This window comes from Armatimonadota bacterium, assembly GCA_031459715.1.
GTDB lineage: Bacteria > Sysuimicrobiota > Sysuimicrobiia > Sysuimicrobiales > Humicultoraceae > Humicultor > Humicultor tengchongensis.
Genome location: JAVKIA010000007.1, coordinates 91980 through 99957, shown reverse-complemented (window position 1 = coordinate 99957; position 7978 = coordinate 91980). Strand labels below are relative to the sequence as shown.

7 protein-coding genes are annotated in these 7978 nt (G+C 65.8%); 1 reads left to right on the top strand and 6 read right to left on the bottom strand.

Annotated features, from left to right (window positions below):
- The 6 genes from QN152_04815 to QN152_04790 all read right to left on the bottom strand — a co-directional run.
- Positions 1-468, bottom strand: a 468-nt coding sequence (locus tag QN152_04815; protein ID MDR7538838.1) for a class II aldolase/adducin family protein, incomplete at its 3' end; no start/stop codon positions are given.
- Positions 469-528: 60 nt separating this feature from the next.
- A complete protein-coding gene (locus QN152_04810; protein MDR7538837.1) occupies positions 529-1503 on the bottom strand; it encodes an ABC transporter permease in 975 nt (324 codons plus the stop codon).
- Positions 1493-2506: an ABC transporter permease gene (locus QN152_04805; protein MDR7538836.1), complete on the bottom strand. Its 1014-nt coding sequence runs from the start codon at positions 2504-2506 to the stop codon at positions 1493-1495. The genes QN152_04810 and QN152_04805 overlap by 11 nt, the downstream gene beginning before the upstream one ends.
- Before the next feature lie 11 nt (positions 2507-2517).
- The gene (locus QN152_04800) at positions 2518-4008 is read right to left on the bottom strand and encodes a sugar ABC transporter ATP-binding protein (protein MDR7538835.1); all 1491 of its coding nucleotides are present in this window, start codon (positions 4006-4008) and stop codon (positions 2518-2520) included.
- 189 nt (positions 4009-4197) lie between these two features.
- On the bottom strand, positions 4198-5121 hold the full coding sequence (locus tag QN152_04795) for a substrate-binding domain-containing protein (GenBank protein MDR7538834.1): 924 nt from the start codon (positions 5119-5121) through the stop codon (positions 4198-4200).
- 325 nt (positions 5122-5446) lie between these two features.
- A complete protein-coding gene (locus QN152_04790; GenBank protein MDR7538833.1) occupies positions 5447-6928 on the bottom strand; it encodes a rhamnulokinase family protein in 1482 nt (493 codons plus the stop codon).
- Between the two features lie 246 nt (positions 6929-7174).
- Between QN152_04790 and QN152_04785 the strand changes: the two genes are divergently transcribed.
- Positions 7175-7969 (top strand): amino acid racemase, encoded by a 795-nt coding sequence (locus tag QN152_04785; GenBank protein ID MDR7538832.1) that lies wholly within the window; start codon positions 7175-7177, stop codon positions 7967-7969.
- The last annotated feature ends 9 nt before the right edge of the window (positions 7970-7978 follow it).

Here is a 7978-nt window from a genome sequence, read left to right as displayed (position 1 = left end):
GCGGTTGCCCCACAGCTCTGCGCACAGTTCGCGCCCGCTGGCAGCGCAGGCCAGGCTGAGGATGGCGTCAGGATGGGTGTGGTCGACGTGCCGCGCCGGCAGGAAGGCGTGCAGCAACGTCTCCACGGATTGCCGGGGGCGGTGCAGGGCAAAGGTGCAGTGTGCCAGGTAGTCCAGGATCTCCTCGTCGCTCATGACCTCTCGGTCTGCCAGGGGCAAGATGTCCGCCAGCCGCAGCCCGGCGAAGCCCTGCTCGGTAATGGTGGCCAGGTCTCCGCCGGAGCCTTTGATCCAGAGGATCTCCACTGCGCGACCGAGATGGTCGACTGCGGGCAGTTTCGCGCTGGTGTTCCCGCCGTAGATGTTGACCACGCTGCGGTCCTCCCCCAGCAGCCTGCTGCGATAGACCAGGCCGTCCAACGCCGGAAGGCGGCGGGCTGCCCCATCATCCCAGCGATTGGGTGGCATCTTCCTCTTCCTTCTCCTTCATCTCGTCTCTCACTGCGCCTCCGGGCGGAACCGGGGACATCACGAGCGGCCCGGACCGGTGCGCGGAAGCGCCCGACGGAAGATGATCACGAGGATCAGGATGACCCCCCACAGCGCATTGGCCAGATGCTGGCTCAGGCCCACCAGGTTGAAGCCCGTGGCCACAAGCTGGAGGATCACCACGGCAATCACCAGCCCCAGGACGGTCCCCACACCGCCTGCAGGGTCCACTCCACCCAGAACGGCGATCAGGACCGTCAGGAGGAGGAATCCCGCTCCGTAGTCGGCCTGGGCGGCATTGAACCGGGAGATCATGATCAGCCCGGCGATGCCGGCGAGCAATCCGGAGATGAGGTAGGTCTTGAGCAGCAGCGCCCTGGTGTTCACGCCGGAAAACAGCGTAGCCACGGGGTTGGACCCCAGCATGTACTCGCTCACCCCAAACGGCGTACGGTTCAGGAGTACCGCCATGGCCGCCGCGGCCAGCCCGAAGATCACAAAGGGCATGGGCAAGCCTGCCAGAGATCCCCCGCCCAGGAAGAGGAAGTCCTGGGGAAAACCGGCGATCACATACCCGCGGGTGATGGCCAGGGCCACGCCTCTCACCAGGATCATCGTCGCCAGCGTGCCGATGAGAGGCGATACGCCCAGCATGGCTGCCAGTACGCCGTTTGCCGTCCCCACCACCAGCGCCCCTCCCAGACCCACCACGATGCCCAGGGGTGTGGCATAAGGTGCGGGGAGCCGGGTGAGGATGAGCGCCGTGGAGATGCCGGTGAGATTTGCCGTCGAGATTACCGCCAGGTCGATGCCCCCCGTGAGCATGGGGAGCATCTGGGCCAGCGCCAGGACACCCAGCAACGGGATTTGAAACGCCATGGCCTCCAGGCTCTCCAGCCGCAGCAGTTTCCCCGCGGTCAATGCGGTCATGAAGGCAAGGGTGACGCCCAGCACCAGCACCAGGACGGCCGTCTCTGCGTGCCTGGCGGGGAGGGCCAGGCGGTTAGCGAACATCGATGCGCACCATCCTGCGGGACCGCTGCTTGCCCTGGTACGCGGTGACGCCCGCGGCGAAAGCCAGGATCATGCCGATGACCACCTCGTGCCAGTAGGAAGAGATCTTCAGCAGGATCAAGCCGTTGCGCACAATGGCCACCGTGAGCACGCCCAGCACCGTTCCGGCGGCCGTCCCCACCCCGCCGAAGACGCTGGCGCCTCCAAGAACGGCTGCCGCGAGCACGTCCAGCTCCCGCCCCACCATGGAGTTGGGCTGGATGAGCTGGGTCAGCTGTCCCTGGACAAACCCCGCCAGTCCTGCCAGGAAGCCCATGTAGGAGTAGACGAAGAGCCGGATGGAGAAGATGTTGAACCCTGCGCGTCGCGCAGCCTCCGGATTTCCTCCCAGGGCGTAGACCTTCCTCCCGATGGGCAGATAGTTCAGAATGAACCAAGTCAGGGCGATGGCCAGGATCCACAGGACCGTCAGGACCGATAGACCGTGGGCGATCCCCGCGTCATCGACGACACGGACAACCTTCAGTTGGGAGAATTCAAAGAAGGATGCCGGGAGGTTGTAGATCCAGGTCCCCCCTGTGACGAACACCAGGATGCCGTAGTAGACGCTCAGCGTGGCGATGGTGATGATCACCGGGTGGACCTGGGTGTAGTGGATCAGGACCGCGTTGAGCGCGCCCAGGGCTGTTCCCACAGGCAGCGGCAAGAGGAACGCCACGAGCACGCTGTCGATGGCGTATCGGGTGATCACAACCGCCATGACATACTGCGCCACCGTGGCCACGGCCATGAAGGAGACGTCAATACCCCCGGAGATGAGCACGACCAGTTCCCCCAGAGCGAGGATGCCCAGGAACGCATAGTTGCGCAGGATGTCGAAGGCATTTTCCAGCGTCAGGAACGCCGGGCTGAGTGCGGAAAGCAGCAACGAGAGGAGCACCAGGACGCCCAGCAGGTAGGACTCGGTGCGCCTGACGATACGTTCCCGGAGCACAGCCTGCATGCCGTCCTCCCTCAGCTCACCAGCGCCTGCTGGAGCTGTTCTGCGGAGACATCATCGTTGGCAAATTCCCGGGTGATCCTGCCATGCTTCATCAGCAGGATGCGCCCGCAGTTGCTGAGCACCTCTTGGACTTCATCGGAGATCAGGATGATACTCACTCCCTCCCCGGACAGGTTGCGGATGATCTCGTAGATCATCTCTTTCGCTCCCACATCGATGCCGATGGTGGGACCGTCCAGGATGAGGATTCTCGGTTTGATGGACAGCCACTTGGCAATAACTGTCTTCTGCTGGTTTCCTCCGGAAAGGGTGCGAGCAGGCGCATCCAGAGAAGGTAGACGGATGTCGAACTCCGTCACCGCCTGGTCGCAGAACTGCCTGCCGCGGCGACGGTCCAGGAGCCCCAGCCGGCCGCGCAGCCTGTCCAGGGCGGTGAGAATCAGGTTGTTGCCCACCGACTGGTTGATGACCAGCCCCTGCTTCAGCCTGTCCTCAGGCACGTAGGCGATGCCGTGCCGGATCGCGTCTCCGTTTACCGCCAGGGTCACCGGCTTCCCCTCCACCAGCACCGTCCCCGCCTCGGGCGGATTCATGCCGAAGAGGGAGAGCGCCAGCTCGGTCCGGCCGGAGCCCAGTGGGCCGATGATGCCCAGGACTTCGCCTCGAAAGAGCGTAAAGCTGATGTCAGCAAAGTTTCCCCTCTTGGAGAGACCCCTCACCTCCAGCACGGCATCACCGGGGTGGCCTCGCGACGGGGTCTTCGCATAGGCGATCTCCTTACCGGTCATCAGGCGGACCAGTTTCTCCCGGTCCACCTCCCCTCTGGGGAGGGTACCGATCTTCCGGCCATCTCTGAGCACGGTGATACGCTGGCTGATGGCCAGGACCTCGTCCAGCTTGTGGCTGATGAACAGGATGGCGATTCCGTGGGATTGCAGTTCTTTGATGACGCCAAACAGCCGATCCACTTCTGCGCGGGTAAGAGCCGATGTGGGTTCGTCCATGACCAGGAGCCGGGCGTCGCTGGCCAGAGCCCGACAGATGGCCACCAACTGCTGGTCTGCCACGGGCAATGACCCCACCGGGACGTCCGGGTCTAACTCCACGCCGATCTTCCTCATGGCGGCCACCGCCATCTGGCGCATCGTGCTCCAGCTAACCACCCTGCGGCCCCCGGCGACGTGCTGCACGACGGCGATGTTCTCTGCAACGGAGAGATTGGGGAACAGGGAAAGGTCCTGGTGCACCACCTGTACGCCTTTGCGGAGCGCACTGTATGGGGTCAGGCCGCGGAAATGCTCCCCGCCCATTTCGATCTTCGCTCCCGCCTCAGGTTGCACGACCCCGGTGATGATCTTCACCAGCGTGCTCTTGCCGGACCCGTTCTCTCCCACCAGTCCGTGCACCTCGCCCTCCTCCACGGTGAGGTCAACCTGGTGGAGGGCGATGACACCCCCGTAGCGTTTGCTGAGATGGTTCGCTCGCAGGAAGACCCCGCTCATCCCGGTCCGGCCACCCCCTCCACTGTATCGCGTCCTGGCCTCCCGGGAAGCCAGCGGTCCGCCGGGCAAGCGAGGTGGGCGGGAGGCGGCTGGAGGAGTCGTGCAGCCGGAGTCGCGGGGCCCCGAACCGCCCCGCTCGGTGGAGGAGAGGGGTGGAGACCCACGTCTCCACCCCTCGCGGGATGCGCCTTAGAACCCTGCCTTCTTGGCGTCTTCGGCGGTCCGCATGAGCAGGATCTTGCTGGCGCTGATGACCTTCCCCTTGATGGCAGTGGTGCCGATCCCCGGGATCTGCATGCCAGCGGTGATCTTCTTACCGTCAATCATCTGCTTGGCGATGTAGACCATGGCAAACCCGGCGTCGGCCGGATCCCACAGCTGTGCCCACTTCATCGACCCGTCAGTCAGGTAGGTGACGGCTGAGGAGGGGATCGCGCTGCCACCCACCACGACCTTGTTCTTCAACCCCTTCTCCCGCACGGCCGCCGCCGCGCCCAGGGGCCCGAGGCTTCCCCATCCGATCACCCCGTTGAGCTTGTCGCCATAAGTCTTGGAGAGGTCCAGGACCGCGCGGCGCGAATCCTCCACGCTCTCTGCCGTGGGCAGTCGGGAGGTGAGCTCCTTCAGCGTAGGATGCTTGTCCTTGACGTACTTCAACGCGACGTCCGCCCAGTAGTTGTGCAGGGGAACGGTCAGACCGCCCACCAGCATCACGAATCCGCAGGGGCTGGCCTGCGAGCACTTGGCGCCGATTCCCTGCAGGCCCCGTACCATCTCGTCCACAGCCAGGCGCCCGTAGGCGTCGCTGTCGATGGTCTCTACATCCCAGTCGATGGCCGCAGTTTCGAACGGCGACTCGTGGGTGAGAATGGCGATCTTCTTCTGGCGGGCGCGGGTGAAAACGGGGGCCAGCGCCTTGGCGTCGGTGGGGACGACGGCGATAGCCGCCACCCCCCTGTTCACCAGGTCCTCGACCATGGCCACCTGCGCCGCGGCGTCGGCCGTGGCGGGCCCGACGAGGGAGGCCTTTATGCCAAGCTCCTTGCCCGCCTTCTCCACGCCCACGGCCATCCTGTTGAACCAGGGGATTCCGGCAATCTTGACCACCACCACGACTTCCCTCTGCAATTGGCCCGCAGCCGGTTGACCGGCTCCAAGGGAGAGAAACACAGCGAGCAAGGCCACCAGAACGACCCTCACAACACTACCCGAGCTCATTCTCCTACCCCCTCCCAGGTAGATCTGGCGCGGTCCACACGATCTTGGTTCTCACCTCCCTTCGCCTCCCCCGCTCGCCCCAGCCCTGTCCGGGCTGCATGCGGGGGTCCGACGCCGTAGCTTTGTCCCGTGAGCTCTCTGGACTCAGGCGGATTCGATGCTAGCAATTCCGTCCAGCCCCGGCATCAGGCGGACAGGGTATTTTCCCCGTTGCCGACTCTCAGGGCACCGCTCGAACCGCAGGCAGGCGGAGAAAGCGGTCATAGGCTTCCGCCCAGCGGTCCCGGTCTGCGGGCGCATAGGGAGTGACGGTTACCGACTGCCGGACGACCTGGCGCATCTCCTCCAGCGTGTGGATCTGCCCCAAAGTCTGGAGCTGGGTCAACGCGTTGCCCATGGCCGTGGCCTCCAATGGCCCCGCCTCCACGGGACGTCCGGTGGCGCCGGCTGTGAGCCGGCAGAGCAGAGCGTTACGCGACCCTCCTCCGACCATATGAATAACCTCGATACCTCGGCCCAGCAGACGCTCCAGGCGGTCCACCACCCAGCGACATTTCAATGCCAGGCTCTCAAGAATACACCGGGTGACCTCTCCGCGGTTCTCGGGGACACGCTGCCCGCTAGACCGGCAGTACTCCCGGATCCTCAAGGGCATGTCGGTGGGCCGGAGAAAGCTCTCGTCGTCTGGATCTACCACTGGGCCAAATGGCGCAGCCTCTTCGGCCTCGCGGGTGAGCAGGTCGTAGGTGAGCCCCTCGTCCCTGGCCGACCAGTGTCGGAGGCTCTCCTGCAGCAACCACAATCCGGTGACGTTTCGCATGAGAAGAAAACGACCCCCCACGCCTCCTTCATTGGTGAAGTTGTCCTTGAAGGTCTGCGGGGTGATCTGGGGAGAGCTGACCTCGGTTCCGATGAGCAACCAGGTGCCGGCGCTGACGAAGGCGAAGTTCGGGCCGGCCGCAGGCACCGCCGCTACGGCGGCGGCGGTGTCATGGGAGGCGGTGGCGATCACCCGCAGGTCTGGCTCCCCCACCTCCTCGGCCAGGCTGGGATGCACCGGCCCCAGGAGGGTGCCGCAGGCGACGATCCCGGGGAAGAGATGCGTGGGCAGGCCCAGGTGCTCCAAAAGGTCCAGCGCCCATCCTCCGGCCAGGGGATCGTAGCACTGGCTGGTGGTCGCCTCGGTGAACTCGCAGCCCACCTGGCCGGTCAGCCAGTAGTTGAACAGGTCGGGCATCATGACCAGCCGGTGCGCGTGCTCCAGCGCGGCCGACCTGGCCATGGCCAGCAGCTGGTAGAGGGTGTTGATGGGCATGATCTGGATTCCGGTGCGAGCAAAGATCTCCTCCCGCGGCACACGTCGGAAGGCTATATCCAGGATGCCCTCCGTGCGCCTGTCCCGATAATGGTAGGGATTGTGGATGAGGGCTCCGTCGCGGTCGAGGAGGGCGAAGTCCACACCCCAGGTGTCCAGACCCAGGGACGCCAGCGCCCCCTCCAGGTGGGCCCGGCGGACCCCGACTTTGACCTCCTCGAACAACCGCAGGACGTCCCAATGGAGGCCGTCGGGGAGCTGTACCGGGATATTGGCAAATCTGTGGACTTCAGCGAGCCGGATCGTCGAGCCGTCAAACTCCCCGACCGCACACCGTCCGCTCTCAGCTCCCAGGTCGACCGCGACCACCCGAAGGGGTGCCCTCACGTCTTCCTCCTCGTTCCTTCACAAACTGAAGGCGGATCAGCCTGACCGGCGGTGCACCCGGCCGGTCCCGGATGGGCCCGGCCGGCACAGCGCTCTCCCGGATCACAGTAAGGCATATCCTGCTCCGGCGGAACGACCGGCAGGTCTTCGGAAGGAAGTGGCGACAGGCCGCCGCGGCCGGTACAATTGTGGCGAGTCGTCGGCGTACAGACGAGTAAGTCTTCCGGGCGTTCTGGGGTTGGCAGCGTGCGTCGCACCATCGGCGTCGTGGGCGGGATGGGGCCGTGGGCCACCCTGGACTTCTTTGCCAAGGTCCTGCGGCTTACCCCGGCGCGGCGCGACCAGGACCACCTGCGCCTGGTCATCGACAACAACCCGCAGATCCCCGACCGGGCCCTGGCCGTGCTGGAGGGCGGCGAGGACCCTACCCCGGCCCTGGTGGCCGCAGCCCGCACCGTGGAGGCGGCGGGGGCCGAGCTGATCGCCATCCCCTGCAACACGGCCCACCACTATCACTCGGCGGTCCAGGCAGCCGTGCGCGTGCCGGTCCTGCACATCATGCGGGAGGTGGCCGCCGCAGCGGCCCGCCGCTTCCCGCAGATGCAGCGGGTGGGGCTGCTGGGCACCCGGGCGACAGTGGCCACGGGTCTGTACCAGGAGGCCTTCCGACCGCGGCGCACCGAGGTGCTGGTCCCCGACCCTTCCGGGCAGGAGGTGATTGACCGGCTGATCGGCGCCGTGAAGGCGCAGGCGGTGGATGAGGAGCTGCGGGCAACGGGCGTGGAGGTGGCCCGGGGACTGGTGCGATCAGGGGCGGAGGCGATCATCCTGGGGTGCACGGAACTCCCCCTGGTGCTGCCGGAGGAGGCCCTGGGGGTTCCCGTGCTGGACTCCACCCTGGTCCTGGCGGAGGCGGCCGTCCGGCTGGCCACGGCGGAGGCTGCACTCCCGCTGGCCACGGTGGAGGTGCCACTTCGCTCGCCGGAGGCAATACTCCCTTGCCCGGAGACGCCATTCCTCTCCCCGGAGGGGCCCGAATGAACCCTCTTG

Bases quoted from the DNA above. Each gene is read 5' to 3' on its own strand.
- QN152_04805 (MDR7538836.1), bottom strand. From the start codon at position 2,506: ATGCAGGCTGTGCTCCGGGAACGTATCGTCAGGCGCACCGAGTCCTAC.
- QN152_04810 (MDR7538837.1), bottom strand. From the start codon at position 1,503: ATGTTCGCTAACCGCCTGGCCCTCCCCGCCAGGCACGCAGAGACGGCC.
- QN152_04800 (MDR7538835.1), bottom strand. From the start codon at position 4,008: ATGAGCGGGGTCTTCCTGCGAGCGAACCATCTCAGCAAACGCTACGGG.